This window comes from Rathayibacter festucae DSM 15932 (assembly GCF_004011135.1).
In the GTDB taxonomy this organism is placed as follows: domain Bacteria; phylum Actinomycetota; class Actinomycetes; order Actinomycetales; family Microbacteriaceae; genus Rathayibacter; species Rathayibacter festucae.
Window position 1 is genome coordinate 3070969 of record NZ_CP028137.1, and the last position, 25369, is coordinate 3096337.

The following is a 25369-nucleotide window of genomic DNA, read 5'->3' on the forward strand; positions in this document are numbered from 1 at the left end:
CCCAGCGACTCCAGAAAGGCCATCGTGGCTCAGAAGACCACCGACCCGAATCCGCCGACCTCCGCCCTCGATCTCGCCAGCGAGTTCCTCGACCGCCGCACGCCGCTCGACCGCGTCCGCGGCGTCCTGCACCGCTACCCGGCCGTCAGCCCCGCCGTCGTGCTCGTCCTCGCGATCATCGTCTTCGGACTGCTGAACGACCGCTTCCTCGACCCCTCGAACCTCTCGCTCATCACCCAGCAGGTCGCGGTCGTCGGAACGCTCGCCGTCGCGCAGACGCTGATCATCCTGACCGCCGGCATCGACCTCTCCGTCGGCGCCGTGATGGTCCTCACCTCGATGGTCATCGCGCAGACCGCGACCGAGAACGGCCTGCCCGCGATCGTCGCCCTGCTGCTGGGCCTGATCGTCGGACTCGCGGCCGGCGCCTTCAACGGCGTCCTGGTGACGCGGCTGCGGCTCCCCCCGTTCATCGTGACGCTCGGCACGCTCAACATCTTCGTGGCGCTGACGCTCCTCTACTCCAGCGGCTCGACCGTCCGCGGCACCGACATGCCCGCCCTGCTGCCCTCCACCGGCGGCACCTTCGACATCCTCGGCGTCCGGATCAGCTTCGGCGTGATCCTGATGCTCCTGCTCTACATCGTGGTCGCGTTCATCCTCGGCAAGACCGCCTGGGGCCGCCACGTCTACGCCGTCGGCGACGACAAGGAGGCCGCGCGCCTCGCCGGCATCAGCGTGAACCGGGTCCTGATGAGCGTCTACCTCGCCGCCGGCGCGATCCTCGCCATCGGCGCATGGATCCAGATCGGCCGCACCAACGCCGCCAGCCCGAACGCCGGAGCCGACCTCAACCTCGACTCCATCACCGCCGTCGTCATCGGCGGGACCAGCCTCTTCGGCGGTCGCGGCACCGTGTGGGGCACCCTGCTCGGCGCCCTCATCGTCGGCGTCTTCCGCAACGGGCTTTCGCTCGCCGGACTCGACGTCCTCTACCAGACGCTCGCCGTGGGCGTGCTCATCATCGTCGCCGTCTCGGTCGACCAGTGGATCCGGAAGGTTCGCAAGTGACTCTCCTCGACGCCGCGGGAACCGCCCCCGCCGCCGCCCGCACCCCCGTCCTGCAGGCCAAGCGCCTCGTGAAGACCTTCGGCCGCGTGGTCGGGCTCGACGGCGTCAGCCTCGAGCTCTACCCCGGCGAGGTCCTGGCGATCATCGGCGACAACGGAGCCGGCAAGTCCACCCTGATCAAGTGCCTCACCGGTGCCGAGATCCCCGACGAGGGCGAGATCCTCCTCGACGGCAAGCCCGTGACCTTCAAGCGCCCCCAGGACGCGCGGGGCGCCGGCATCGAGACGGTCTACCAGAACCTCGCCGTCTCCCCCGCGCTCGACGTCGCGTCGAACCTCTACCTCGGCCGCGAGAAGCGCAAGAAGGGCGTGCTCGGCTCCGTGTTCCGGATGCTCGACACCGCCGGCATGCGCAAGGAGGCCCGCGCGGAGCTGACCGAGCTCGGCATCTCGACCCTCCAGGACGTCACGGTCCCGGTGGAGAACCTCTCCGGCGGTCAGCGCCAGGCCGTCGCCGTCGCCCGCGCCGCGGCGTTCGGCTCGAAGGTGGTCGTGCTCGACGAGCCCACCGCGGCCCTCGGCGTGCGCGAGTCGAACCAGGTGCTCCAGCTCGTGCGCAACCTGCGCGACCGCGGCATCCCGGTCATCCTGATCAGCCACAACATGCCGCACGTCTTCGACGTCGCCGACCGCATCCACATCCAGCGCCTCGGCAAGAAGGCGGCGACCATCACGCCGCAGTCGCACTCGATGACCGATGCGGTCGCGATCATGACGGGAGCGGCGACCGCATGACGACCGCCGCCCCCCGCGTCCTCTACGCCGAGTTCACGGCGAAGCCCGGCCAGGAGGAGACCGTCGCGGCCATGATCGCCGACCTCGGCGAGCTCGTGCGCCAGGAGCCCGGCAACGTCGAGTTCGTGCCCTACCGGCGCGAGGACGACCCCGCGCGGTTCTTCGTCTACGAGATCTACCGCGACGAGGACGCCTTCCAGGCGCACATCTCGGCCGACTACGGAGCGGTCTTCAACGAGAAGCTCGGCCCGCTGATCGTCGAGCCGCACTCGCAGCTCACCTGGCTCCACCGGGTCTGAGCGAGGGTCCCCGCGGAGGGGGCCGAGGCGGCAAGGACATGCTGATCGAGCAGCCCGCGAAGCGCGACGAAGACATGCTGATCGAGTAGCGCCCGCAGGGCGCGTATCGAGATCTACCCCCTGCAGACGGCGGGTCTCGATACGCCGCCCCGCGGCTACTCGACCAGCATGGAGGCGTCCGGAACATGCTGATCGAGTAGCGCCCGCAGGGCGCGTATCGAGATCCCCCCGCCCCGGGCACCCGCTGCTGCAGCTCATCCCGCCCAGGGCACGACCACGTCGATGATCCAGGTGACCCCGAAGCGGTCGGTCAGCTTGCCGTAGAGCGGCGAGAACACGGACGGCCCGAACGGGACGTGGACGACCGCCCCCTCCGACTCCGCGAGGGCGGTGCCGAGGCGCTCGATCTCCGCGCTCTCGGTGCCCCGCAGCGACACGTAGAACGCGTTCTCGCCGGCCGCGTGCGGGAGCGAGTCCTGCACGTCGTACGCCATGACGTGGAACCCGTTCGGCGCCGTCACCTGCCCCCAGGCGATCTGCTCGGACTGGGCGGCGCTCTGCCCCGCCTCGACGTTCCCGTAGGGAGCGAGGACGAGGTCGCCCCCGAAGACCGAGTGGTAGAACTCGAGCGCCTCCTTCGCGTTGCCGCGGAAGTTGAGGTGCAGGGTGCTGGTGATGCTCACGACGGGTCTCCTCCAGAGATGCGAATCGCTCCGAACCGCTCGGAGCACCTGCAGTCCACCGCCCGTACCGGTCGGGGAGCGTCCGGATCCGCCGACGCGACCCCCGATCCCTCAACAGCGACCCATGGCGCGCCGGCGGCGCCCGTTAGGGAAGTCAGAGCGTTTTAGGAGATCTGGATAAAACGCTCTAACACTCGAAACGTCGCGTTTCTCGCGGTGGCGGAGCGGCGGCGATGCCGGTCGTCAGCGCTGCTGTTCGACCGAGCTCTCTCCCGGCGCGGGCTCGAGGTCGTCCGACGACGGTTCCGGAAGGACGTCGTCCGCCGGCGGCTCCGCGCGCAGGTACTGAGCCGAGATCGTGCGGTACGAGCGGGTGAGCATCGCCGCGCCGGCCGCGACCACCATGATCACCCCGCCGATCAGGAACACGAGCGCGATCCCCCGCCCGACCCCGTCGCCCAGCAGCCAGCCGTACGCCGCCCGCCCGTCCGCCGACTCCATGTACGGGATCAGCGCGAACTCCGCGATCGGCGCGATCAGGAACGCGGTGATCGGCGCCGCCGCCGACTCCAGCGCCGCCGCGAAGCCGAAGACCCGCCCCTGCGTCTCGAACGGCACCACCTTCTGCACGACCGTCTGCTCCGCCGCCTCGACCGCGGGGATCAGCGTCATGTAGACCCAGATGCCGCCGGCGTAGAGCCACCACCAGTCGCGGAGGGTGAAGACCGCGCCGATCACGCCCATCGCCATCACGAGCAGCAGCATCGTCCGGATCGGATTCCGGCCGAGCCCGAGCTTCGCCACCAGCAGCCCGCCGATGATGAAGCCGGTCGCGGTCACGCCGAGCACGACGCCCCACAGCTCCACCGGGAACAGCTCGAGTCCGTAGGGATCCATCAGCGCCAGGTACACGCCGCCGATCAGGTTGTTGAAGGTCGAGAAGACGATCAGCGCGAACAGCCCGGTCGCCGCGCGCACCGCCGTGATGCTCCCCCGCAGATCGATCAGCGGGGCCCGCGAGCCGGCCGCCGCGGGGATCGCCTCGGCGATCCGCAGGAACAGCAGGTGCACGAGTGCCGCGGCGGAGACCCCGATCGCGATCAGCAGCGTCCAGCCCATGCCGAGCAGGCCGATCGAGAGCCCGCTGAACACGCTCGTCACCACGAACGCGAGCCCCTGCACCGTGCCGACCAGGCCGTTCGCGTTCGCGTGGCGCTCCACCGGCACCATCAGCGTCACCGTCGTCGACAGGGCGATGTTCCGCATGTTCTCGATCACCGCGCCGAACAGGACCGTGCCGGAGAAGACCCAGAACCAGGGCCCGCCGAAGTCCAGCAGCGTCGCCTCCGGCAGCGCGAGGTAGAGGCCGCCGGCGGCGCCGAACGACACCAGCGTCACCGCCCCGGCGAACACCATCACCCGGTGCTTCCGGTGCCGGTCCACGATCGTGCCGAACGCCATCGCGAAGACCGCGACGAGCAGCATGTACGCGCCGCCGATGATCCCGGTGGCGAGCACCGACCGCGTCTCGAGGTACACCCAGAAGGTCAGCGCGAACCAGAGGAAGCTCGTCGTCACGTTCGCGACCGCGGTGTTGACGAGGATCCAGCCGAAGGAGCGCAGGCTCGCCGCGCTCGGCTCCGCGGCGGGTGCGCCGGCGGCCTCGGGGACGGTCGAGGACATGGCTTCCCTCCGCTCGGCGACGGCCTGCCCGGAGTCGTCCCGGACCGCCGTCGCAGCCACTGTAGGCCCGCGCCGCCGACCGGTCGAGAGGCGACCGGGAGAGCATCGCGAGACGCGATCCCTCGCGCCGAGCCCCGGCGTCACCGACCGCAGCGGCACCCTGCCGATATCGTCGGAGCGGGCTCGATCGCAGGTGCTCCCGACCCGGCGGACGCTCGCCCACCACCCCTCCACGAAAGGCACTGCCATGTCCGACCCCGTCGTCGTCACCGCGATCTTCACTCCCGTCGAGGGCAAGCGCGACGCCCTCGTCGCCGCCCTCTCCCCCGCCATCGCCGAGGTCCACGGCGAGGAGGGCTGCGAGCTCTACGCGATCCACGACTCCCCCGACGGCACCATCGTCATGCTCGAGAAGTGGACCAGCGCCGAGGCCCTCGACGCCCACGGCGCCGGCGACCCCGTCGTCCGCCTGAACGCCGCCATCAAGGGCCTCGTCGCCGCGCCCCCGGTCGTGACCCGCCTGTCCCCGATCCCCGCCGGCACCGCCACCCAGGGCGCCCTCTAGCCCCGGACCCCCGCCGAGTCGCCCGACTCCACGCTGGTCGAGCAGCCCCACAGGGGCGTGCCGATTCATGCTGGTCGAGCAGCCCAGCAGGGGCGTAACGAGACCCACCCTCCGCCGGACATCAAGACCTGCAGACCCGCCGTCCGGCGCAGGTGGATCTCGATACGCCCGCTCCGCGGGCTACTCGATCAGCATGGGGCCGCCCGCACCGACTCGCCCGAGAAGGCTCGTTCTCCACCCCGAGAACGCGCCTTCTCGGGCGACTCGGCGCGCTCCCGGCACTCAGAGAAGAATCGGCCCTGGCGAGGGCGGCTTCTCCGGCAGCCCCGCCTCGAGAATCCGGGTCACGATCGCGACGGCGCGGTCGGCGAGCGCGTCGCCGGGGTAGAAGCTCTCGAACAGGTCTTCAGCGGCCTCCAGAGTGCCGACCTCGCAGAGACTCAGGAGCTGACGGATGTCGTTGGTATCGCGACCGGGTCGATTGGCGCGAAGCTTCATCGCGAGAAGAGCATCAGCTGATGCGACCTGGATCACGACCCCCGCACGGTCGTACACCGTCTCCCACTCGACGACCCGCTCGCCGAGAGTCGGCACCGATCCGGTCTGCTCCACCGCGAAGTTCAGCCAGTCGTCGCTCCACCCGTGCCTGCGTGCCACCTTCGCAGCCGCCCCTGTCACCACGTCATCACTGCCCGGGTTCACGTGGAGCGAGTCGAGATCCTGCGTCGTGCCCCTGTCGAAGTAGCGGAGGGCGAGGGCGGCACCGCCGACGAGCCGGATGCCCGCAGCTGATGGAGCTCAGCGACGAGTTCCGCGAGACCCGCGATGATGTCGTCGCGGTCGAGCGAGACGGCCACGATCACACGCTCGCGAAGGTGTCTCGCCACACGTGCACGCCGCGCCGCAGGAACTCCTCGGGCACCTCCGACTCGGGCGGCGCCGGATCCGCGGGGTCGATCTCGAGGACGACGGCGACAGGGAGGTAGCGCATGGGCCGGGTCACCCAGGCCGGGAGAGGCAGCCCCTCCTCGCCCAGACGCCAGGCGACGAGCGCGGCGATCGCCGCGTCCCACGCGCGGTTCCGCGTCGGCTCGGGCTCCGCCAGCCCCAGCACACCTCGGAGGAGCCCGCGCTCAGCGACGAGGTTGTCGTTGAGCTGCAGGAGTGCCCGCAGGGCGCGATCCCGATCCCCCACTCGCAGCCGTCCGCGGATCTCGACAGCCGCGGCCGCGGCATCGTCCCGCTGGAGGGGCAGTGCGTAGAGCCGGTGTCCCGCGCCCGCCAGGACGCGCTGCACCGTGCTGAAGTCCGCGTCCCGGCCGTTCTCGATGCGCGAGATCCGGGCCTGATCGACATCGGTCAGGTCCGCCAGCTGCTGCTGTGTGAAGCCGCGGCTGGCACGGGCCGAGCGCACGGCGGTCGAGCTCTCCGTCATCAGCACACCTCCCCGGTCATGTCCTGAGAGACATAATCTACTCGCCTCGATGGCGTCACAGGGAACGGCGCGGTTCGACTCCTTCGAGGAGCAGTACGCAGCCCGCCCGCCGCACCGCCCTCAGCGCGGACGCGCCACCGACGCGCGCTCGATCAGGCGCGTCTCGAGCTCCAGCCGCGTCGCGCTCGAGGACAGCGGCCGGGCCGCGCGGTGCGCCTGGTGCAGCATCCGGAAGGCGGCGGCCCCCATCTGGGCGATCGGCTGCTGGATCGTGGTCAGCGGCGGCGTCGCCCACGCCGACTCCTGCACGTCGTCGAAGCCGATCACGCTGAGGTCGTCCGGGATGCGCAGGCCGGCCAGGTCGGCCGCGTCGTAGACGCCGAGCGCCATGGTGTCCGAGAGGGCGAAGAGCGCGGTGGGCCGGATCAGCGCGTCCGCCAGCATCGCGGAGGCGACGACCCGGGAGCGGTCGCGGTTCCAGCCGCCGTAGACCACGCGCTCCCGCGGCAGCGGCACCCCCGCGTCGCGCAGCGCCGTGCTGAAGCCGTCGAGCCGGGCGCTGCTGTAGAGCTGCCCGCGGGCGCCCGCGATCACGCCGATGCGGGTGTGCCCCTGGGCGAGCAGGTGCTCCGCCGCCATCCTGCCGCCGTCCCAGTTGGTCGCGCCGACGCTCGCCACGTCGGCGGGCGGGCGGGTGATCGGATCCACGATCACCACGGGCAGCTCGGCCGTGGTGAGCAGGTGCAGCTGCGCCGCCGTGACGTCCACGAGGACGACGATCGCGCCGAGGGACGAGCGGCGCAGGAGCCGGTTGACCCACTCCCCGTCGGGCCGCGCGCGGGTGAGCACCAGGTCGACGCCCGCCGCCGCGGCCTCCTCCTCGATCCCACCGAGCACGGGACCGATCCAGGTGCCGTCGAGGTGGCCGACCACGACGTCGACGATGTGCGCGACGTGCGGGTCCTCCGCCGGCGGACGCAGCCGCGGCCGGCGCCGGTAGCCGAGCTCGTGCGCGGCCTCCATCACCCGCAGCCGGGTCGCCTCGGAGACGTCGGTCCCGCCGCTCAGCACCTTCGAGACCGTCGGCACACTCGTCCCCGCGCGCTCGGCGATGCGCGCCATCGTCGGCCGGGGAGCGGCACCGCTGTCGTCCATGCCCCCACTGTAGAGCAGAACGAGTTGCGAAACCCAGCGGGGGAACGACCGTCGCAGACGCCCGGATCCCGCCTTGCCCACGACTCTCCGCGGGTGCAGACTGGACGCACACGGGCGGCAACGGCAACAGAGTTGCGCAACTACCGTTCGATGACGAACCGCGGAGCGATCCGCCGAGCACCCCGAGGACACCGATGACCGACCTCCCCCCGTCCACTCCCGCCAAGAGGGCGCTCGTCGTCCGCGGCGGCTGGGACGGCCACCAGCCCGTCGAGGCGACCGAGCTGTTCCTCCCCTTCCTCGCCGAGAACGGCTTCGAGGTGCGTGTCGAGGAGTCGACCGCCGTCTACGCCGACGAGGACTACCTGCGCACCGTCGACCTGATCGTGCAGTCCAACACCATGACCTCGATCGAGTGGCCCGAGTTCCTCGGCCTGCGCGCGGCCGTCGAGCGCGGCACCGGCCTGGCCGGCTGGCACGGCGGCATCGCCGACTCGTACCGGAACAACTCCGACTACCTGCAGCTGATCGGCGGCCAGTTCGTCTCGCACCCGGGCAAGCACCCGGACGAGCGCACCGGCGAGCAGTCGGACAACTACGTCCCGCACACGATCGAGATGACGGCCCTCGCGGCCGACCACCCGATCACGCAGGGCATCAGCGACTTCGAGCTCACCACCGAGCAGTACTGGGTGCTGCACGACGACTACAACGACGTGCTCGCGACCACCACGCAGGCCGTCCGCGAGTGGGACCCGTGGCACCGCCCGATCACCTCCCCCGCCGTCTGGACCCGCCAGTGGGGCGAGGGCCGCATCTTCGTCTCGACCCCGGGCCACCGTGTCGAGATCCTCCAGGACGCCAACGTCCGCACCATCATCGAGAGGGGACTGCTGTGGGCCTCCCGCTGAGAGTCGGCATCATCGGAGTCGGGAAGATCAGCGAGCAGTACCTCGCGAACCTCCCGACCTTCCCCGGCCTCCGCCTCGTCGCGGTCGCCGACCTGAACACCGCGCGAGCGCAGGAGGTCGCCGACGAGCAGGGCGTCCGCGCCCTCTCGGTCGACGAGCTGATCGCCGACCCCGAGGTCGACGCGGTGCTCAACCTGACCATCCCCGCCGCGCACGTCGAGATCGGCACTCGCGCGCTGAAGGCCGGCAAGCACGTCTTCGCGGAGAAGCCGCTCGGCCTGAACCCCGCCGAAGCCGCGCCGATGCTCGACCTCGCCGAGGAGCTGGGCCTGCGCTTCGGCAGCGCCCCCGACACCGTGCTCGGCACCGGCGTGCAGACCGCGCGGCAGGCGCTCGACTCCGGAGTGATCGGCACGCCGATCGCCGCGCAGGTGCACTGGGCCGCTCCCGGCCACGAGCGCTGGCACCCGGCGCCGGAGTTCTACTACCAGCCCGGCGGCGGCCCGCTGCTGGACATGGGCCCGTACTACCTGACCGCGCTGGTGCACTTCTTCGGCCCCGTCGTCCGGGTCACCGGTCTCGCGACCCGCTCGGACCGCCCGCGCACCATCGAGTCCGGCCCGCGCGCCGGCACGCCCATTCCCGTCTCGATCGACACGCACATCAGCGCGCTGCTCGAGCACGAGAACGGCGTCACCTCGACCGTGATGGTCAGCTTCGAGGTCTGGCGCACCCGCGCGCCGAAGTTCGAGATCTTCGGGACGGAGGGCACCATCGCCGTCCCCGACCCGAACATGTTCTCCGACTCCGTCGAGGTCGCGGTGCGCGACGAGGACTGGCGGGTCGTCCCCGACTCCGCCGGCGTCGTGGACACCGGGCGCGGCGTCGGTCTCGCCGACATCGCCGAGGCGATCGCGGAGGACCGGCCGCACCGCGCCTCCGGCCGCCTCGGGCTGCACGTCCTCGAGATCATGGACGCGATCCTCCGCTCGAGCGCCGAGAAGGCGGTCGTCGAGATCGAGTCCAGGGTGGAGCGGCCCGAGCTGCTCCCGCTGCGGACGGCCGCCGGCGAGCCGGTCGGCGAGCCCGTCCGCGCCTGACACCGCCCGCGCCCGCAGGCACCACCCGACCCGTCCCGCGCCGGCCGCGACCTCTCCCTGGTCGCGGCCGGCGCGCCCCTTCCGAGGAGACCCCCGATGACAGCACCCCTCCGCGTCGCCATGATCGGCCACGCCTTCATGGGCCGCGCCCACGCTCAGGCCTGGCGGACCGCCCCGCGCTTCTTCGACCTGCCGCTGCAGCCCGAGCTCGCCGTGGTCGTCGGCCGCGACGAGGGCCGCGCGCGGGCCGCCGCCGAGAACTTCGGCGCGACCGAGTCCTCGATCGACTGGCGCGCGGTGATCGCCCGCGACGACATCGACCTGATCGACATCTGCACCCCGGGCGACCAGCACGCCGAGATCGCGATCGCCGCCCTCGAGGCCGGCAAGCACGTGCTCTGCGAGAAGCCGCTCGCGCGCTCCGTCCCCGAGGCCCGGACGATGACCGAGGCGGCCGCCGCCGCGACCGGCTTCGCGATGTGCGGCTTCAGCTACCGCCGCACCCCGGCGCTCGCGCTCGCCAAGCGCTTCCTCGAGGAGGGCCGGCTCGGCGAGATCCGGCACGTCCGCGCGCAGTACCTGCAGGACTGGCTGAGCGACTCCGAGGGCCCGCTGACCTGGCGCCTCGACAAGGAGAGGGCCGGCTCCGGCGCCCTCGGCGACATCGGCGCGCACAGCATCGACACCGCGCAGTGGCTCACCGGGCAGACGATCGACGGCGTCTCGGCGATGCTGCGGACCTTCGTCACCGAGCGCCCGGTCCTGTCCGCGCAGGCCGGCCTCGGCGGTCGCGCCGAGGAGGGCGCCGAGCGCGGCCCGGTCACCGTCGACGACGCCGCGCTGTTCACCGCGACGCTCAGCGGAGGCGCCGTCGGCGTCTTCGAGTCGACCCGCGTCGCCACCGGCCGGAAGAACGCCAACCGCATCGAGATCAACGGCGAGACGGGCTCGATCGCCTTCGACTTCGAGCGGCTGAACGAGCTCGAGTACTACGACGCCCGCGACCCCGAGGACGCGCAGGGCTTCCGCACCATCCAGGTGACGGAGCCGGTGCACCCCTACGCCGCCGCCTGGTGGCCGACCGGGCACGGGCTCGGCTACGAGCACGTCTTCAGCCATCAGGTCGTCGACCTCGTCACGGCGATCGCCGAGGGCGTCCAGCCCACGCCGTCGTTCGCCGACGCCCTGCAGGTGCAGCAGGTGCTCGACGCCGTGGAGCGCAGCGCCGCCGACGGCTCGCGCCTCACGGCCGTCGCCTGACCGGGGCGTCCTGACCGGGGCGTCCCGACGGAGACGCACGAGGCCGCCTCCCCGGGCGGTGGCTGCAGGGTCACCGCCCGGGGAGGCGGCCGATCGCGAGTCCGTTCGCGGCCGTCCGACCCGACGCGTCGGCCCTCCTCCGATTCCCGACACCGCCGCGGGCCCCTTTCGGGGGGAGGTACGCCGGAGAACCCCGTAAACTGGGGACCTGGGGGATGACGAGGGTCCCCCGAGTGGGGGAGTGCTGCAGTGGGGATCGGTTTCCGGACCGCAGGAGAGCTGCGCGTCCTCGCGGGTGCTCGCCTGCACCCCGTCGTGGGCCCGGCCCTCAGCCGATCCCGAGACCGCTCCCGGCTCTCGGCCGGGCTGTCGATGCCCAGCGGCCCCGGCCTCGTCCGGCCCTCGCCGCTGGCGCAGCCGTGGGAGGCGCCGCTCGTCCGCCTGATCCGCGCGGGCGCCCCCGCCGCCGAGCTGCACGAGGCGACCGCCGCCTCCCCCGAGGGCTCGAAGCTCGCCGCCGTGATCGAACTGGTCCGCGACGCGCTGTCGCGCCGGGAGGACGACCGCGCCCTCCGCCTCGCCGGCTGGCTGGTGCGGATGCGCTACGACCCGTCCGCCGATCCGTTCCTCCGCCGCTACGGGATCGTCCTCACGGCCCACCTGCCGCTCAGCGCCGGACTCGACATCGACGTCCCGCTCGACGCGACCGCGCTGCGCCTGCTCTTCGCCGAGCTCGCCGCCGCGGACGACCCGGCCGGCGCCACGGCCGCCGTCGAGACCCTGCCGCCATCGACGCTGGCCGCCTCGACGCTCGCCTCGCTCTACTCCGCCCGGCGGCGCTGGGGCGACATGGCGCAGTTCTCGGCGCCGGTGGTCAACGTCGACGCCCCGTCCGCCGCGGTCCTGATCCGCCGCGGCGTCGCCCTGCGCGAGCTCGGCCTGATCGAGAGCGCCCTCGAGGCCTTCGACCGAGTCGTGCGGCCGAACGTCACGACCGCCCGCCCCGTCGAGCTCCGGATCGAGGCCCTCTACGAGCGGGCCAGCACCCACCTCGCCGACGGCCGGCGCGCCCCCGCGCGCCGCGACCTCGAGCGCGTCCTCGCCCAGTACCCCGAGAGCCCCGAGGCCCACGAGCTGATGGCCGCCGTCGGCCGCTGACGGCCCGTCCCGCCCCCACTCCTCAAAAGTTGCGGTAGTCGCACCCGAATACCGCAACTTCTGCTGAATCGGCTGCCGTCCCCGGAGCAGGCCGGCGAGCAGCCCGCGCAGCAGGCGTATCGAGATCCCCACCGCGGACAGCAGGAAGGGGCGCCCCCGCGAACGGGAGCGCCCCTCACGCCGAGCCTTCGGCTCAGCCCTCGGCCTTCGACGGCTTGCCCTCGGCGGGCAGCACCTCGACCGGGGTGTCGCGCGGGTCCTCGCCCTCGGCCTGCGAGGGCTTGTCGGCCTGGTCGTCCGGGTCCTCGACGGGGCTCGGGGTCTGGTCGCTCATCGCAGTCCCTCCGGCTCGTCCGAGGTGGCTGAGGGCTCGGGGTGCGCCTCGAACTCCATCCAGGCCCGGTCGAGCGAGGCCTGCGCCGAGGCGGGCTCGCTCGCGAAGTAGCCGTCGTAGATGGCGCGTCCGCCGTGCTCCGGCAGGTCGCCGCGGCCGGCGTAGGTCTGGGCGAGCTCGCCGACCTCGTCGTCCCTCTTCTCCTGGTCCCGCAACCACGCGGGGAAGGTCTGCGTCATGGTGACACCTCTCTCTCCTGCCTCCAGACAATCCCTCCGATCGGCGGGCTGCAAGCCCTTGCCCCGCACGTTCGCCCGCCGCGATCAGGGGCCGCGAGCACTGCGAGGATTCCGGTATGGACAGCAGCGAGCACCCCCGCCGCCCCGACGTCACCAGCGTCGACATCGTCGGCGGCGCCGAGCCGCTCGCGGTCGGACTGCACGCGTACGACGAGGGCTGGCCGGAGGCGTTCCGCGAGCACCAGCGGCGGATCGCGCAGGCCCTCGCCGCGCTGGACGTCGCGATCGAGCACATCGGCTCGACGTCCGTGCCCGGCCTCGCCGCGAAGCCGATCGTCGACATCGCCGTCGCCGTCCCCGACATCACCGCCGAGGAGGACTACCTCGCCCCGCTGCTCGCGGCCGGCTACGCGCTCCGGGTCCGCGAGCCCGGCCACCGCCTCGTCCGCACCCCTGAGCGCGACGTCCACGTGCACCTCTACGGCCGCGGCGACGCCGCGATCGAGGAGTACCTGCTCCTCCGCGACCACCTCCGCCGCGACGCCGCCGATCGCGCCCTCTACGAGTCGACCAAGCGCTCCCTGATGGAGCGGAGCTGGGCGGACATGAACGCGTACTCGGACGCCAAGACCGAGGTGATCGAGGCCGTCAAGGCGAGGGCGCGAGCTGCGGGCGTCGACCCGGCGCCGGCGGGCGCGGCACCGGCCTGAGCCCCGGTGCGTCGCCTCGCGCCGGTCCGCCGAACGGCGTTGCCGACCGCACCGCCGTCGCGTGAGGCTGGACGGATGCACGCCGACGAGTATCTGCCCCCCGAGGAGCTCCCCGAGCCGCCGACGCTGGACGTCGTGACGCGGTTCTTCCGAGGTCCGCTCTTCACCCTCACGCCGCAGCCGTCACTGGAGGAGTGGGTGTCCTCGGCTTCGGCGCGCGACCGGGGCGGGGAGATCCTCTTCGACGAGGCCTCGATCGGCTACACCTTCTGGCGCAACCCAAACGACCACGACGACCCCGCGAATCTCGAGGAGCTCGGCGGCGAACCGAGGCCCTCGCTCGACGTCTCGCCGACGCATCCCGTGCCCGAGTGGATGGCGGAGATCGCCGCCCGGATTCCGTACCCCCAGCTCTGGGACGCGGTGCGGACGAGCGTGGCGGAGGAGCACTCGCCGTGGCAGAGCATCGAGTTCGCGCTCCTCGAGCACGTGAACCGCATCCTGAGGAGCCGCGCCCACGCGGAGCGGGCCGGCGGGAGCGGTGGCGAGGAGCCCCTCGGCCCCGCGATGGACCTCGGCATCGAGCACGACGTCCCGCTCCTCCTCGACGGCCGCCCGGTCCCCGGCATCCGGATCGACACCGACCCGCACGTCCTCGGCATCGGCGCCCACCTCGGCGACCGCTTCCTGACGGCCGTCGTCGACCGCGACCGCCTCCCCCTCCTCGACTTCACCTTCGTCACCCGCCGCGCCCGCGCCTGACCACCGTTGCTGGTCGACCAGCCCGCGCAGCGGGCGTATCGAGACCCACCATCACCGAGAGCCGAGTCTGCAGAACGCAGCCGCTGACGGGGTCGGGGCTCGATACGCCCCTGCGGGGCTACTCGACCAGCATGCTTCCGCCGAGCCCCGCCGAGCGACGCGCCCCCCTTTGCTGGTCGAGTAGCCCGCTCCGCGGGCGTATCGAGACCCACCATCGCCGGACCGCCGCTCGCCTCCCCTGCCCGGCGTCGCTTCGCGCCGGGTCACCGCCCGCCGTTGCGCCCGCCGCGCCGCCGCGGCACCCTCGGAGGATGTTCTACGACGAGAGCGCCCGCCTCGAGGACGTCCCGGTCCCGCCGACCCTCGACGAGGTGGCGCGCGCCTTCCCGGGCCCGCTGTACGGCTTCGTTCCCCAGCCGTCGCTCGAGCCGTGGACGTCCGGCACGGCGTCGAGCTCCTCCGGCGGACGCGTCGAGATCGAGTCCGTGGCGATCGGGTACACGCTCTGGCTGAATCCGGACGACCACGACGACCCCGCCAACCTCGCGGAGCTCGACGACGAGCTTCGCGCCTCGCTCGACGCCCCACCGGTGCGCCCGCTGCCCGACTGGATGACCGCGATCACCGCCCGGATGCGCTACCCGTGGCTGTGGGAGGCGGTGCGGACGACCGTCGCGCACGAGCCGGCGCCGCCGTGGCACTCGGCCGAGAGCGTCCTCGTGGAGCACGTGAACCACATCCTGAGGAACCGGTTCCACGCCGAGCGCGTCCGCGGCCGGCTCCCGGGCGAGCTGCTCGGCCCCGCGACCGAGAAGTGCGTCGAGCACGACGTCCCGCTCCTCCTCGACGGCCGCCCGGTCCCCGGACTCCGGATCGACACCGACGCGCACGTCCTCGGCGTCGGCGCCCACCTCGGCGACCGCGTCCTGACAGCCGTCGTCGAGCGCGACCGCCTCCCCCTCCTCGACCTCGCCTTCGCCACCCACCGCGCCCCCGCCTGAGCGCCCCTCTTCTGCTGGTCGAGCGACCCGCTCCGCGCCGGTCGAGCAGCCCGCTCCGCGGGTGCATCGAGCGCGGAAGCCGCTTCGCGTCTCGGTGGTGAGCGAAAGGACGCGGCTGCGCCCCGTCGTGTTGGTCGAGCAGCCCCGCAGGGGCGTATCGAGACCCGCCGTCATCAGCAGGGCGGATCTGCAGACTCGTCCTTCTGGCCCTGGTGGATCTCGATGCGCCCGCTCCGCGGGCTGCTCGATCAGCACGGCTTCCCCTCACCACGAGCCGTCTTCGCGGAACGCACGTGCCTGCGAGGTCGGGTCTCGATGCGCCCCCGCGGGCCCGCTCAGCCACCGGGCAAGCGCATACCCACCCCCCACCCCGCGCTGAGCGGCCGGAACCGCCCCAGCGCGGGAGTACCGTGACGCCATGACAGCGCAGGACGACATCGGTGCGGAGCAGGCGCCCGCGAAGGACTTCTCGCACGAGCAGGAGGGCTATCAGCACGGTCTGAAGCCCCGCCAGCTCCAGATGATCGCGATCGGCGGTGCGATCGGAACCGGGCTCTTCCTCGGCGCCGGCGGCCGCCTCAACTCCGCCGGCCCGGCCCTCGCGATCGCCTACCTCGTCGCCGGCGTCTTCGCGTTCTTCATCCTCCGCGCCCTCGGCGAGCTCGTCCTGCACCGCCCGTCGTCCGGGTCGTTCATCTCCTACGCCCGCGAGTTCTACGGCGAGAAGTTCGCCTACGCGGCCGGCTGGATGTACTTCCTCAACTGGGCGATGACCTCGATCGTCGACACCACCGCCGTCGCCGTCTACCTCAAGTACTGGTCGGCCTTCACCGCGGCGCCGCAGTGGCTCCTCGCCCTCATCGCGCTGCTCGTCGTCCTCGCCGCGAACATGGTCGCGGTGAAGGTCTTCGGCGAGCTCGAGTTCTGGTTCGCGCTGATCAAGGTGACGGCGCTGGTGGCCTTCCTCGTCGTCGCGCTGATCTGGCTCGTCTTCGCCTTCCCCGTGCAGGCCGGCGGCGAGACCGTGCAGACCGGCGTCTCGATCCTCGCGGACAACGGCGGCATCCTGCCCAACGGACTGCTCCCCGCGGTCCTGGTGATGCAGGGCGTCGTCTTCGCCTACGCCGCGATCGAGCTGGTCGGCACCGCCTCCGGCGAGACGCAGGACACCGAGAAGGTCATCCCGCGCGCGATCAACTCGGTGATCTTCCGGATCGCGATCTTCTACGTCGGCTCGATCGTCCTGCTCTCACTGCTGCTCCCCTACACCGCCTACAAGGAGGGCGAGAGCCCCTTCGTCACCTTCTTCTCCTCGATCGGCGGGCCCGAGGTCGGCACCATCGCGGGCTCGATCATGAACTTCGTGGTGCTCACCGCGGCGCTCTCCTCGCTCAACGCCGGCCTCTACTCGACCGGTCGCGCGCTGCACTCGATGGGGATGAACGGCTCCGCCCCGAAGTGGACGACGCGGATGTCGCGCGGCGGCGTCCCCTACGCGGGCATCCTGCTCACCGCGACCTTCACGGTGGCGGGCGTGGTGCTGAACTACTTCGTGCCGAGCCAGGCGTTCGAGATCGCGCTGAACATCGCGAGCCTGGGCATCATCACGGCGTGGGGCACGATCATCCTCTGCCAGATGCGGCTGCGGCAGTGGGCGAAGAAGGGCCTCGCGAAGGAGCCGTCCTTCAAGCTCCCCGGCGCTCCGGTCACCTCCTGGCTGACCCTCGTCTTCCTCGCCGTGGTGCTGGTGCTGATGGCGATCGACTTCCCGGTCGGCACGCTGACCATCGCCTCGCTGGTGATCATCGTCCCGCTGCTGGTGGCCGGCTGGTTCCTGCAGCGCGGCCGCATCCTGCGGATCGCGGAGCTGCGCGACGGAGTGACGGGGCCGTTCCCGGTGACCGGTCGCGACCCGTCCGCCCAGGTCCGGCGCGACCGCGACGACAAGGGCTGACGCCGGCCCGCACCGACGCCCCGCGCGACCGCCCACCGTTACTCTCGATCGCGCGGGCGCCCACGCGTCGGCGGAACGGGAGCGGCATGGCCACGGTGGACTCCGCGGAGCGGCGCGCGCGCCTGATCGAGCTGCTCGAGCGCGACGGCGCGATCCGCCTCGACGACGCGGCGGCCGAGCTGGACGTCTCGACGATGACCGTCCGTCGCGACCTGGCCGACCTCGAGGCGGAGGGCCGGCTCAGCCGGGTCCGCGGCGGCGCGGTCGCCGCCCTGCGCCCCCGCCCCTTCGCCGAGCGCCTGGCCGCGGGCGCCGCCGCCAAGCGCGAGATCGCCCGCAAGGCCGTCGCCCTGCTGCCCGACTCGGGCGCGATCGCGGTCGACGCCTCCTCGACGGCCGGGACCCTGCTCGCCGCCGCCCCGGAGTCGCCGCGGCTGCTGATCGCGACCAACTCGCTGGAGAACCACGCCTCGGCCCGCGCCACCCGCGCCCGGGTCGTGCTGATCGGCGGCGAGCTGCAGGCCGAGACCGACAGCTTCGTCGGCCCGCTCGCCTGCGCCGGCGCGGCCGAGCTGCACTACGACCGCTTCTTCACCTCGGCGTCGGCGGTGACCCGCGCGGGCACCAGCGAGGTGACGCTCGAGGAGGCCCAGGTGAAGCGCGTGCTCGTCGCCGCCTCCGCCGAGACGGTGCTGCTGGTCGACTCCTCCAAGCTCGAGCGCACGGCCCTCGCCCGCGCGCTCGACTGGGAGGCGATCGCGGTGCTCGTGACCGAGCTCGACCCCGCGGATGAGCGACTCGACCCGTTCCGCGGCCTCGCCGACCTGCGCTGACGAGCATTGACCGGAACGAGTCGGCCTGTTAGCTTCTGTGATAGTTAACACACTCGTTCAACCAGACGGAGAAGTCATGGCAGCCTCGACCGCCGCAGAGCTCATCGCCCGCTCGAACCGCCTCGGGGCCGACCCGCGCAACACGAACTACGCGGGCGGCAACACCTCCGCGAAGGGCGTCGAGACCGATCCGGTCACCGGCGAGCCCGTCGAGCTGCTCTGGGTCAAGGGCTCCGGCGGCGACCTCGGCACCCTGAAGGAGTCGGGCCTCGCGGTCCTCCGCATGGACCGCCTCCGCGCGCTCGTGAACGTCTACCCCGGCGTCGACCGCGAGGACGAGATGGTCGCCGCGTTCGACTACACGCTGCACGGCAAGGGCGGCGCCGCCCCCTCGATCGACACCGCGATGCACGGCCTCGTCGACGCCGCGCACGTCGACCACCTGCACCCCGACTCCGGCATCGCCTTCGCGACGGCCGCCGACGGCGAGCGCCTCACCGCGGAGGCCTTCGGCGGCACCGTCGCCTGGGTCCCGTGGCGCCGCCCCGGCTTCCAGCTCGGCCTCGACATCGCCGCGATCAAGGAGGCGAACCCCGAGGTCATCGGTGCGATCCTCGGCGGCCACGGCATCACCGCCTGGGGCGACACCAGCGAGGAGGCGGAGGCGAACTCGCTCCGCATCATCGAGACCGCCAGCGCCTACATCGCCGAGCACGGCCGCCCCGAGCCCTTCGGCCCCGCCCTCGACGGCTACTCCGCCCTGCCCGAGGAGGAGCGCCGCGCCAAGGCCGCCGCCCTCGCCGCCCACCTGCGCTCGATCGCCTCGCACGACCGCCCGCAGGTCGGCCACTTCACCGACTCCGCCGAGGTCCTCGACTTCCTCGCGAGCACCGAGCACCCGCGCCTGGCCGCGCTCGGCACCTCCTGCCCCGACCACTTCCTCCGCACCAAGGTGAAGCCGCTGCTCGTCGACCTGCCGGCCACGGCCACCGTCGAGGAGATCGTCGAGCGCCTCCCCGCGCTGCACGAGGCCTACCGCGCCGACTACCAGGCCTACTACGACGCGCACGCGACGCCCGAGAGCCCCGCGATCCGCGGCGCCGACCCGCTGATCGTGCTCGTGCCGGGCGTGGGCATGTTCTCCTACGGCGCGAACAAGCAGACCGCCCGGGTCGCCGGCGAGTTCTACGTCAACGCGATCAACGTGATGCGCGGCGCCGAGTCGATCTCGACCTACGCGCCGATCGACGAGGCCGAGAAGTTCCGCATCGAGTACTGGGCCCTCGAGGAGGCGAAGCTGCAGCGCATGCCGAAGCCCAAGCCCCTCGCCTCGCGCATCGCGCTGGTGACCGGCGCCGCCTCCGGCATCGGCAAGGCCATCGCCACCCGCCTCGCCGCCGAGGGCGCCTGCGTCGTCGTCGCCGACCTCGATCTCGCCAAGGCGCAGGCCGCGGCCGCCGAGCTCGGCTCGACCGACGTCGCGGTGGGAGTGGCGGCGAACGTCTCCGACGCCGCCGCCGTGAAGGCCGCGATCGACACCACCGTGCTCGCCTTCGGCGGTCTGGACCTGGTGGTCAACAACGCCGGCCTCTCGCTCTCCAAGTCGCTCTTCGACACCACCGAGGCCGACTGGGACCTCCAGCACGACGTGATGGCGAAGGGCTCCTTCCTCGTCTCGCAGGCCGCGGCCCGCGTGCTCGTCGACCAGAAGCTCGGCGGCGACATCGTCTACATCTCCTCGAAGAACTCGGTCTTCGCCGGCCCGAACAACATCGCCTACTCCGCGACCAAGGCCGACCAGGCTCACCAAGTCCGGCTGCTGGCCGCCGAGCTCGGCGAGCACGGCATCAAGGTCAACGGCATCAACCCCGACGGCGTCGTCCGCGGCTCCGGCATCTTCGCCTCCGGCTGGGGCGCGAACCGCGCCAAGACCTACGGCATCGATGAGGAGGACCTGGGCGCGTTCTACGCCAAGCGCACCATCCTCAAGCGCGAGGTCGTCCCCGAGAACGTCGCCAACGCCGTCTTCGCCCTCTGCACCTCGGACTTCTCCCACACGACGGGGCTTCATGTCCCTGTCGACGCTGGAGTCGCGGCGGCGTTCCTGCGATGACCGCGACCGAAGGAGTCCTCCGATGAAGGCCGTCGCGGCGGTCGACCTCGGCGCCACCAGCGGGCGCGTCATCCTCGGCTACGTCGGACACGACGAGCTGCGGATGCGGCACGTCGCGCGCTTCCCGAACCAGCCGGTACGTGTCCAGGAGGGCGGCGAGTCCGCGCTGCACTGGAACATCTTCGAGCTGCACCGCTCGCTGACGACCGGACTGACCAACGCGCTCCGGGACGAGCCCGAGGTCGTCTCGATCGGCGTCGACTCCTGGGCCGTCGACTACGCCCTGCTGCGCCGGGGCCGGATGCTCGGCGCGCCGTACCACTACCGCGACGAGCGGACCGCGCGCGGCGTCGCCGACGTGCACGCGCGGATCGGCGCGGACGAGCTCTACGCGCGCAACGGACTGCAGCACCTCCCCTTCAACACGCTGTTCCAGCTCGCCGCCGAGCGCGACGTGCTCGCCCTCGCCGACCAGGCGCTGCTCGTCCCGGACCTGATCGGCTACTGGCTGACCGGTGTCGCCGCGACCGAGATCACCAACGCCTCCACCACGGGTCTGCTCGACCCGCACACCCGCGCGTGGGACCACGAGCTCCTCACGCGCCTCGATCTGCCGCTCGGGATCCTCGCGCCCCTGATCGAGCCGGGCTCCCGGCTCGGCTCGCTCCTGCCCGCCGTCGCCGCCGAGCTCGGCGCCCCGGCCGGGCTCGGCGTCGTCGCCGTCGGCTCGCACGACACGGCCTCGGCCGTCGTCGCCGTGCCGGCCGCTGGCGAGGACTTCGCGTACATCTCCAGTGGCACCTGGTCGCTCGTCGGCGTCGAACTCGAGGAGCCGGTGGTCTCGCTGGAGGGTCGGGCCGCCAACTTCACCAACGAGGGCGGCGTCGACGGGCGAGTCCGATTCCTGAAGAACGTCTCCGGCCTCTGGCTGCTCTCCGAGTCGATCCGCACCTGGGAGCGCAGCACCGGCGAGCAGATCGACCTCGCCGAGCTGCTGCGCCAGGCCGCGGCGATCCGCGGACCGATCACGACCTTCGACCCGGCCGACGAGCGCTTCCTCGCCCCCGGCAACATGCCCGGCCGGATCGTCGAGTGGTGCGTCGAGCGCGGTCTCGCGCAGCCGCGCACCCGGCCCGAGTTCGTCCGCTCGATCCTGGAGTCGCTCGCCGAGGCCTACGCGAGCACCCTCGCCGACGCCGTCCGGCTGAGCGGCAAGCGGGTCCGCACGATCCACGTCGTCGGCGGCGGCTCGCAGAACGAGCTGCTCTGCCAGCTGACCGCCGACCGCACCGGGCTCCCGGTCGAGGCCGGTCCCAGCGAGGCCACGGCGATCGGGAACATCATCGTCCAGGCCCGCGCGCAGGGTCTCGTCTCCGGCTCGCTCGAGTCGCTGCGCGCGCTCGTGCGCCGGGCGTTCCCGCCGACGCGCTACGAACCCCGTCCCTCCTCCCCCGAGAAAGGCTGACCAGCATGGTCCAGCGCCAGTTCCCGAAGCCCGTCGAGCTGCTCGAGTACCTCAGCTTCAAGAAGCCCGAGCTCGACGGCCGCAAGCGTCGCCTCGACGCCGCCCTCACCATCGAGGACCTCCGCTCGATCGCGAAGCGCCGCACCCCGAAAGCCGCCTTCGACTACACCGACGGCTCCGCGGAGGGCGAGATCTCGATCGCCCGCGCCCGCCAGGCGTTCGAGGACGTCGAGTTCCACCCCCAGGTGCTCCGCGACGTCGCCGCCGTCGACACCACCGCTACCGTCCTCGGCGCACCCTCCGCCATGCCCTTCGGGATCGCGCCCACCGGCTTCACCCGCCTGATGCAGACCGAGGGCGAGACCGCCGGAGCCGGAGCGGCCGCCGCCGCGGGCATCCCCTTCACCCTCTCCACGCTCGGCACCACCTCGATCGAGAACGTGAAGAAGGCCAACCCGAACGGCCGCAACTGGTTCCAGCTCTACGTCATGCGCGACCGCGAGATCTCCTACGGGCTCGTCGAGCGCGCCGCCAAGGCGGGCTACGAGACCCTCTTCTTCACCGTCGACACGCCCGTCGCCGGCGCCCGCCTGCGCGACAAGCGCAACGGCTTCTCCATTCCGCCCCAGCTCACCGTCGGCACCGTCCTCGACGCACTGCCCCGCCCGTGGTGGTGGTTCGACTTCCTCACCACCCAGAAGCTCGAGTTCGCCTCCCTCAGCGCCACCGGCGGCACCGTCGGCGACCTGCTCGACCTCGCCATGGACCCCACCATCAGCTTCGAGGACCTCAAGGTGATCCGCGAGATGTGGCCCGGCAAGCTCGTCATCAAGGGCGTGCAGAGCGTCGAGGACGCCCACAAGTTCGCCGACTTCGGCGTCGACGGCATCGTCCTCTCCAACCACGGCGGACGCCAGCTCGACCGCGCCCCCATCCCCTTCCACCTGCTGCCCGAGGTCGTCCGCGAGGTCGGCACCGACACCGAGGTCATGGTCGACACCGGCATCATGAACGGCGCCGACATCGTCTCCTCCATCGCTCTCGGCGCGAAGTTCACCCTGATCGGCCGCGCCTACCTCTACGGCCTCATGGCCGGCGGCCGCCAGGGCGTCGACCGCACCATCGCGATCCTCTCCGACCAGATCGTGCGCACCATGAAGCTCCTCGGCGCCCACTCCCTCGAAGAGCTCACCCCGGCCCACGTCACCCAGCTCGAGCGCCTCCAGCCCCGCCCCCGCGCCTGACCCTGCGCCTCATGCTGGTCGAGCAGCCGCCGCACGCGCCCCCATGCTGGTCGAGTAGCCGCGGAACGCGGCGTATCGAGACCCGCCTTCGCCAGCAGGGCGGTTCTGCAGACCTGTCTTCTGACGGTGGTGGATCTCGATACGGCCGCATTGCGGCCTACTCGATCAGCATGTAAAGGGCAGCCGCTCCACCGTCCTCCCGTCCGCGCAGGCGCCACATGCTGGTCGAGTAGCTGCCGCAGGCGGCGTATCGAGACCCGCCGACCCGCACCCAGCCTCTTGCCAGGAACACCCGCAGCCCGCTACGGTCGACGAACGCCACCACGAAAGGAGCCGACCATGACGCACGCACCGCACTTCACCACCGCCGGCTTCTTCGGCGCCCTCTCCGACTGACCGGTCGAGCCTCCCGCTCGTCATCGCTCAGACGGTGACGGCGCAGAAGAAGCTCCCGGTCCCGCGGCACCGCCGCACGGACCGTCGTCCCGTTCCCGACCCGATCCCCGGGTCCCGCGCGCCGCCCCTCCGGCGGCCGCTCCGCGCGCTCCGAGCGCGCTCCTCGCCGCGCCCACCAGGCGCTCTCCGGCGCGCCCGCGCGCCAGCCGCCCGGCATCGACCGGGCCCCGCACGAAGGACACCATCGTGAACACCGCAGCGACACTCGTCGCCCGCCTCCCCCGACCTCGGCTCGCCCGCCTGCTCGACCGCCTCGCGCTCCGCGCTGGGATCGCTCTCGTGGCGTGGAGCACCCGGGAGCGCCGCCTCCCGCCCACCCACGCGGAGGTCGCCGCCCTCCGCCACGAGCGCGCCGCACTCGAGGACCGCGAGCGCCGCACCGCGCTCCAGCGCCTCCCGCGCTGATCCCGCCCACAACGCAGAAGTTGCGGTAGTCGAACGCGACTACCGCAACTTCTGCGTCATGATCCGAGCGGCCTAGAGCTGCTGGTCGAACACCTCGGCCTTGCGGAGTGCGTCCTGGAACCCGAAGCCCAGCACGCCCTCGTACTCCCAGACCTCCAGTCGATCGCCGGGATCCACCCCGTCGATGAGGAAGGTCGTCTCCGCGTCCTCGGTCGACTTCGAGACACCGGCCACCCCGCGGGCGTCGTTCTGCCGCATCTCGGCGACGGGCTTCCCGCCGACGACGACCACGAAGCGCCGATCCGACTCGACGATCGCGTCCGGCAGGGTCACCAGGGCACGACCGTCCGAGATCGACGCCTTCACGAACGTCGGCTCCGCCGGGGCGGGAGCGGGAGGCGCAGCCGGAGCGGCCGTCAGAACCTGGTCGAGCAGCTTCTCCTTGCGGTGGGCCGGATCGCGCGAGTCGTACCACGTGCCCTCGTACTCCCAGACCTCCAGGTGCTGACCCGGCGTCACCGTGCTGAACTCGAACAGCTTGGCGTCGCCCTCGCGCCACACCTTCACGGGCCCGTACGCCGCGTCGCCCTGGATCTCACCGAGGTCCCTCCCTCCGGCGGAGACCACCAACCGCTTGTCGGTCCGGAGGACCTCGTCGGGCACGGACAGCACGGCGTTCCCGTTCACCAGGGACACCGCCACGCCGGGCTTCTCGCCCACCTGCTGATCGAACAGCTTCGCGATCCGCTTGACGTCCTCCACCCCGAAGTCGAACCCTGCTCCCTCGTACTCCGAGACCTCCACCCGGCTGCCGGGCTTCACACCGAGGAGCTGCACCCGCGTCAGGTCGCCGTCGGTCCGCTTGCTGCCGAGGAACGCGGTTCTGCCGTCCTGGCCGCCGCCGATGAAGGTCTCCCCGCCGTAGCTCTGACCGACCTCCACCCCGTCGGCCCGGAACACGAGCCTCCTCTCCGCCGCGAAGACGGCGGTGGGCACGCTCACCACTGCGAAGCCGTCCTCGAACGACCCCGTCAGTCCCGACTCGACCGGAGCGTCCGATGCCGGGAAGTCGGCCAGCTTCTTGATCCAGTGGGCGTCGTCGACGTCGTCGCCCAGAGAACCCTCGAGCTGGAAGACCTCCAGCCGATCACCCGCCTGCGCGGCACCGAACTCGACCTTCATCCGGCCGTCCAGCGCGTAGTACGACTTCCCGCCGAGGACGACGCCGTTCTGGATCTGACCGAGGACCCTCTCCCCGGCGCGGACCATGAGCCACGTGTCCGACGAGGCGATCTCACCGGGGAGACTCACGATCACGTGACCGTCCACGAGGGATGCCGTCACGGTCGAACTCGCTGCAGGAGCGGACGTGGCGGGCGCAGCCGCGGACCGTGAGGCCCCGATCCCGGCTGGTGCGGCCGTCGCCGGCGTCGCCGACAGCAGGCCGACCAGGGCGGTGGCGGCAGCGCAGGCCGCCAGAGTGCGCGTGCTTCTCATGGAATTCCCTTCCTTCAGTGCGACCGGCGACGACGAAGCGGCATCTCCTGGAGCAGCCCCGGCCGGTCACGAGGAGCCATTGTGTTCCCGGCGCACCGCACCCCTTCTCCCCCTGTCGCGCAGTGCGGCATGCCCGTCCCGCCCCGCTCGAGACCCGGACGTCGCGGTGGCCGCTCTCGAGTCCCGCTCGCACCGCCGTCGCCTCGGCCGCCTCGCGCTCCGCGCGGGCATCGCGCTGAACC

25 protein-coding genes are annotated in these 25369 nt (G+C 72.0%); 17 read left to right on the forward strand and 8 right to left on the reverse strand.

What is annotated here, in order from left to right; genetic code table 11:
* Window positions 1-24: 24 nt before the first annotated feature.
* From C1I64_RS14090 to C1I64_RS14100, 3 genes are read left to right on the forward strand one after another with little or no spacing between them, the layout of a single operon-like run.
* Complete coding sequence (locus tag C1I64_RS14090) at window positions 25-1071, forward strand: ABC transporter permease (RefSeq protein ID WP_123446891.1); 1047 nt, start codon at window positions 25-27, stop codon at window positions 1069-1071.
* Entirely contained in the window at window positions 1068-1865 is a 798-nt protein-coding gene (locus tag C1I64_RS14095; RefSeq protein ID WP_127887617.1) for an ATP-binding cassette domain-containing protein, read from the forward strand. Before C1I64_RS14090 ends, C1I64_RS14095 begins: the two co-directional genes overlap by 4 nt.
* Window positions 1862-2164 carry a putative quinol monooxygenase gene (locus C1I64_RS14100; protein ID WP_127887618.1) on the forward strand — a complete coding sequence of 101 codons (303 nt, stop codon included), beginning with the start codon at window positions 1862-1864 and terminating at the stop codon, window positions 2162-2164. Before C1I64_RS14095 ends, C1I64_RS14100 begins: the two co-directional genes overlap by 4 nt.
* Before the next feature lie 254 nt (window positions 2165-2418).
* On the opposite strand, the gene C1I64_RS14105 is transcribed toward C1I64_RS14100, so the two are convergent.
* Window positions 2419-2847, reverse strand: coding sequence for a VOC family protein (locus C1I64_RS14105; RefSeq protein WP_127887619.1), 429 nt, complete (start codon window positions 2845-2847; stop codon window positions 2419-2421).
* Between the two features lie 243 nt (window positions 2848-3090).
* A complete protein-coding gene (locus tag C1I64_RS14110; protein ID WP_127887620.1) occupies window positions 3091-4530 on the reverse strand; it encodes an MFS transporter in 1440 nt (479 codons plus the stop codon).
* Window positions 4531-4777: 247 nt separating this feature from the next.
* Between C1I64_RS14110 and C1I64_RS14115 the strand changes: the two genes are divergently transcribed.
* The gene (locus C1I64_RS14115; RefSeq protein ID WP_127887621.1) at window positions 4778-5095 is read left to right on the forward strand and encodes a putative quinol monooxygenase; all 318 of its coding nucleotides are present in this window, start codon (window positions 4778-4780) and stop codon (window positions 5093-5095) included.
* A gap of 282 nt (window positions 5096-5377) precedes the next feature.
* Here the strand turns inward: C1I64_RS14115 and C1I64_RS14120 are convergent, their stop codons facing one another.
* The 3 genes from C1I64_RS14120 to C1I64_RS14130 form a co-directional block, all read right to left on the reverse strand.
* A complete protein-coding gene (locus tag C1I64_RS14120) occupies window positions 5378-5797 on the reverse strand; it encodes a hypothetical protein (RefSeq protein WP_127887622.1) in 420 nt (139 codons plus the stop codon).
* A gap of 157 nt (window positions 5798-5954) precedes the next feature.
* The gene (locus tag C1I64_RS14125) at window positions 5955-6530 is read right to left on the reverse strand and encodes a helix-turn-helix transcriptional regulator (RefSeq protein ID WP_127887623.1); all 576 of its coding nucleotides are present in this window, start codon (window positions 6528-6530) and stop codon (window positions 5955-5957) included.
* Between the two features lie 120 nt (window positions 6531-6650).
* On the reverse strand, window positions 6651-7685 hold the full coding sequence (locus tag C1I64_RS14130; protein ID WP_207901695.1) for a LacI family DNA-binding transcriptional regulator: 1035 nt from the start codon (window positions 7683-7685) through the stop codon (window positions 6651-6653).
* A gap of 194 nt (window positions 7686-7879) precedes the next feature.
* Between C1I64_RS14130 and C1I64_RS14135 the strand changes: the two genes are divergently transcribed.
* From C1I64_RS14135 to C1I64_RS14150, 4 genes are all read left to right on the forward strand, one after another.
* The gene (locus tag C1I64_RS14135; RefSeq protein ID WP_127887624.1) at window positions 7880-8596 is read left to right on the forward strand and encodes a ThuA domain-containing protein; all 717 of its coding nucleotides are present in this window, start codon (window positions 7880-7882) and stop codon (window positions 8594-8596) included.
* Window positions 8581-9696, forward strand: a complete 1116-nt coding sequence (locus tag C1I64_RS14140; protein ID WP_127887625.1) for a Gfo/Idh/MocA family protein — start codon at window positions 8581-8583, stop codon at window positions 9694-9696. Before C1I64_RS14135 ends, C1I64_RS14140 begins: the two co-directional genes overlap by 16 nt.
* A 96-nt stretch (window positions 9697-9792) precedes the next feature.
* Window positions 9793-10956 (forward strand): Gfo/Idh/MocA family protein, encoded by a 1164-nt coding sequence (locus tag C1I64_RS14145; RefSeq protein WP_127887626.1) that lies wholly within the window; start codon window positions 9793-9795, stop codon window positions 10954-10956.
* 372 nt (window positions 10957-11328) lie between these two features.
* On the forward strand, window positions 11329-12114 hold the full coding sequence (locus tag C1I64_RS14150) for a tetratricopeptide repeat protein (RefSeq protein WP_127887627.1): 786 nt from the start codon (window positions 11329-11331) through the stop codon (window positions 12112-12114).
* A gap of 193 nt (window positions 12115-12307) precedes the next feature.
* Here the strand turns inward: C1I64_RS14150 and C1I64_RS20175 are convergent, their stop codons facing one another.
* Window positions 12308-12448 carry a hypothetical protein gene (locus tag C1I64_RS20175; protein ID WP_159421935.1) on the reverse strand — a complete coding sequence of 47 codons (141 nt, stop codon included), beginning with the start codon at window positions 12446-12448 and terminating at the stop codon, window positions 12308-12310.
* Window positions 12445-12687, reverse strand: coding sequence for a hypothetical protein (locus C1I64_RS14155; RefSeq protein WP_123706469.1), 243 nt, complete (start codon window positions 12685-12687; stop codon window positions 12445-12447). The genes C1I64_RS20175 and C1I64_RS14155 overlap by 4 nt, the downstream gene beginning before the upstream one ends.
* A gap of 116 nt (window positions 12688-12803) precedes the next feature.
* Between C1I64_RS14155 and C1I64_RS14160 the strand changes: the two genes are divergently transcribed.
* The 9 genes from C1I64_RS14160 to C1I64_RS14200 all read left to right on the forward strand — a co-directional run bounded on the left by C1I64_RS14160 (window position 12804) and on the right by C1I64_RS14200 (window position 23630).
* Window positions 12804-13397, forward strand: a complete 594-nt coding sequence (locus C1I64_RS14160; RefSeq protein WP_127887628.1) for a GrpB family protein — start codon at window positions 12804-12806, stop codon at window positions 13395-13397.
* A 75-nt stretch (window positions 13398-13472) separates the two neighbouring features.
* A complete protein-coding gene (locus C1I64_RS14165) occupies window positions 13473-14159 on the forward strand; it encodes a hypothetical protein (protein ID WP_127887629.1) in 687 nt (228 codons plus the stop codon).
* Window positions 14160-14470: 311 nt separating this feature from the next.
* On the forward strand, window positions 14471-15160 hold the full coding sequence (locus tag C1I64_RS14170) for a hypothetical protein (protein WP_127887630.1): 690 nt from the start codon (window positions 14471-14473) through the stop codon (window positions 15158-15160).
* A 418-nt stretch (window positions 15161-15578) separates the two neighbouring features.
* Window positions 15579-17114, forward strand: a complete 1536-nt coding sequence (locus C1I64_RS14175; protein WP_127887631.1) for an amino acid permease — start codon at window positions 15579-15581, stop codon at window positions 17112-17114.
* Window positions 17115-17200: 86 nt separating this feature from the next.
* Entirely contained in the window at window positions 17201-17947 is a 747-nt protein-coding gene (locus tag C1I64_RS14180; RefSeq protein ID WP_127887632.1) for a DeoR/GlpR family DNA-binding transcription regulator, read from the forward strand.
* A gap of 76 nt (window positions 17948-18023) precedes the next feature.
* Window positions 18024-20060 (forward strand): bifunctional aldolase/short-chain dehydrogenase, encoded by a 2037-nt coding sequence (locus tag C1I64_RS14185; RefSeq protein WP_127887633.1) that lies wholly within the window; start codon window positions 18024-18026, stop codon window positions 20058-20060.
* Window positions 20061-20082: 22 nt separating this feature from the next.
* The gene (locus tag C1I64_RS14190; protein WP_127887634.1) at window positions 20083-21525 is read left to right on the forward strand and encodes a rhamnulokinase; all 1443 of its coding nucleotides are present in this window, start codon (window positions 20083-20085) and stop codon (window positions 21523-21525) included.
* A gap of 5 nt (window positions 21526-21530) precedes the next feature.
* Window positions 21531-22769, forward strand: a complete 1239-nt coding sequence (locus C1I64_RS14195; protein WP_127887635.1) for an alpha-hydroxy acid oxidase — start codon at window positions 21531-21533, stop codon at window positions 22767-22769.
* Between the two features lie 642 nt (window positions 22770-23411).
* Window positions 23412-23630, forward strand: a complete 219-nt coding sequence (locus tag C1I64_RS14200; RefSeq protein WP_127887636.1) for a hypothetical protein — start codon at window positions 23412-23414, stop codon at window positions 23628-23630.
* Between the two features lie 72 nt (window positions 23631-23702).
* On the opposite strand, the gene C1I64_RS14205 is transcribed toward C1I64_RS14200, so the two are convergent.
* Window positions 23703-24974, reverse strand: coding sequence for a hypothetical protein (locus C1I64_RS14205; protein WP_127887637.1), 1272 nt, complete (start codon window positions 24972-24974; stop codon window positions 23703-23705).
* Window positions 24975-25369 lie beyond the last annotated feature (395 nt).

Coding starts and splice junctions, on each gene's coding strand:
- C1I64_RS14100 (WP_127887618.1), top strand. CDS start 1,862: ATGACGACCGCCGCCCCCCGCGTCCTCTACGCCGAGTTCACGGCGAAG.
- C1I64_RS14110 (WP_127887620.1), bottom strand. CDS start 4,530: ATGTCCTCGACCGTCCCCGAGGCCGCCGGCGCACCCGCCGCGGAGCCG.
- C1I64_RS14115 (WP_127887621.1), top strand. CDS start 4,778: ATGTCCGACCCCGTCGTCGTCACCGCGATCTTCACTCCCGTCGAGGGC.
- C1I64_RS14125 (WP_127887623.1), bottom strand. CDS start 6,530: ATGACGGAGAGCTCGACCGCCGTGCGCTCGGCCCGTGCCAGCCGCGGC.
- C1I64_RS14130 (WP_207901695.1), bottom strand. CDS start 7,685: ATGGACGACAGCGGTGCCGCTCCCCGGCCGACGATGGCGCGCATCGCC.
- C1I64_RS14135 (WP_127887624.1), top strand. CDS start 7,880: ATGACCGACCTCCCCCCGTCCACTCCCGCCAAGAGGGCGCTCGTCGTC.
- C1I64_RS14145 (WP_127887626.1), top strand. CDS start 9,793: ATGACAGCACCCCTCCGCGTCGCCATGATCGGCCACGCCTTCATGGGC.
- C1I64_RS14150 (WP_127887627.1), top strand. CDS start 11,329: ATGCCCAGCGGCCCCGGCCTCGTCCGGCCCTCGCCGCTGGCGCAGCCG.
- C1I64_RS20175 (WP_159421935.1), bottom strand. CDS start 12,448: ATGAGCGACCAGACCCCGAGCCCCGTCGAGGACCCGGACGACCAGGCC.
- C1I64_RS14155 (WP_123706469.1), bottom strand. CDS start 12,687: ATGACGCAGACCTTCCCCGCGTGGTTGCGGGACCAGGAGAAGAGGGAC.
- C1I64_RS14160 (WP_127887628.1), top strand. CDS start 12,804: ATGGACAGCAGCGAGCACCCCCGCCGCCCCGACGTCACCAGCGTCGAC.
- C1I64_RS14165 (WP_127887629.1), top strand. CDS start 13,473: ATGCACGCCGACGAGTATCTGCCCCCCGAGGAGCTCCCCGAGCCGCCG.
- C1I64_RS14170 (WP_127887630.1), top strand. CDS start 14,471: ATGTTCTACGACGAGAGCGCCCGCCTCGAGGACGTCCCGGTCCCGCCG.
- C1I64_RS14175 (WP_127887631.1), top strand. CDS start 15,579: ATGACAGCGCAGGACGACATCGGTGCGGAGCAGGCGCCCGCGAAGGAC.
- C1I64_RS14180 (WP_127887632.1), top strand. CDS start 17,201: ATGGCCACGGTGGACTCCGCGGAGCGGCGCGCGCGCCTGATCGAGCTG.
- C1I64_RS14185 (WP_127887633.1), top strand. CDS start 18,024: ATGGCAGCCTCGACCGCCGCAGAGCTCATCGCCCGCTCGAACCGCCTC.
- C1I64_RS14190 (WP_127887634.1), top strand. CDS start 20,083: ATGAAGGCCGTCGCGGCGGTCGACCTCGGCGCCACCAGCGGGCGCGTC.
- C1I64_RS14195 (WP_127887635.1), top strand. CDS start 21,531: ATGGTCCAGCGCCAGTTCCCGAAGCCCGTCGAGCTGCTCGAGTACCTC.